Here is a 1,019-nt window from a genome sequence, read left to right as displayed (position 1 = left end):
CTCGGATACCGGGCCCGCTTGTCCCAGAACGCCATAAACCCGGCCTGCAGATGCCGCAGCGTCTGCTGCAACGGCACCGAGGACACCTCGTTCAGAAACGCCAACTCCTGCGTGCGTTTCCACTCGGTCAGCCACCCCGACGACTCAACGTAGGTGGTGCGCCGGCGGTCCAGCGCCCACGCCCGAGTGCGTGCTTCCAGCGCCCGGTTGTACACCAGACGCACGCACCCGAAGGTGCGGTTCAACTGCCCAGCCTGTTCAGGGGACGGATAGAAGCGGTACTTGTACGCCCGCTTCACCACATCCCCACGCCTCACATTTTACCGTCCATGTAAGACACTCATCGCAAGGGAGGGGCGGCGTTTCCTCCCGGCCGTAAACGGCCGGGTTTCCACGCCGCAAATCCGATGACCAGAACCGACAGACCAGCCGGTGCGCTCCAGGAAGCGCACATCCGGGTCCAGGCGAAGCTCGCCGCAGCCTGGGCCAGCTTCATGTTCCTCTACATCTACGTCGACTACCTCGCCCTGTACAAGCCCGGCTTCATCAACGACATCCTGGTCGGCGTCGTTCATGAGTTCGACACCGGCCCAACCTTTGTCGCCCTTGCGCTCACGCTCGTGGCCATCCCGATCCTCATGATCCTGCTCTCCACGACACTCCCCGCCCGTGTCAACCGCGCCACCAACCTCGTCGTGGCAACGCTCTACATTCCCGTCTCGGTGTACAACGCGGAGGGCGAGTCCTGGACCTACTTCTACTTCTACGGCCTCTCCATCGGACTCGAGCTGCTGCTCCTGGCCTTCATCCTGCGCGCCGCATGGACCTGGCCCCGGACCATTCGAGCCACCGCCGGCCGCGACCCCGCCCAGGCCCGGGTGTGACGCTCGAGGCAGGCCCGGTGTGCGGGGTCGCTGACAGCGGCGCGAAGCACGGCCGGTACGTGCTCGCCGCGAAGGTGTCATTCCCACACCGTGGCGATGCCTGGCGCGACCGCATCACCGCCAACCGGGCGGTGG

The 1,019-nt window shown here is 65.6% G+C and carries 2 protein-coding genes; one reads left to right on the top strand and one right to left on the bottom strand.

Annotation, left to right across the window (positions count from 1 at the left end; genetic code table 11):
• On the bottom strand, nt 1–299 hold a 299-nt coding region (locus tag ABZ783_RS37435; protein ID WP_357447997.1), incomplete at its 3' end, for a transposase.
• A gap of 108 nt (nt 300–407) precedes the next feature.
• Here ABZ783_RS37435 and ABZ783_RS37430 point away from each other — a divergent pair.
• Nucleotides 408–884 carry a DUF6326 family protein gene (locus ABZ783_RS37430; RefSeq protein WP_357447994.1) on the top strand — a complete coding sequence of 159 codons (477 nt, stop codon included), beginning with the start codon at nt 408–410 and terminating at the stop codon, nt 882–884.
• Nucleotides 885–1,019 lie beyond the last annotated feature (135 nt).

The organism is Micromonospora sp. NPDC047738, from assembly GCF_040642675.1.
Classification (GTDB): domain Bacteria; phylum Actinomycetota; class Actinomycetes; order Mycobacteriales; family Micromonosporaceae; genus Micromonospora.
Note: the sequence above shows the minus strand (reverse complement) of the source record. Positions and strands in the feature narration are given on the sequence as shown.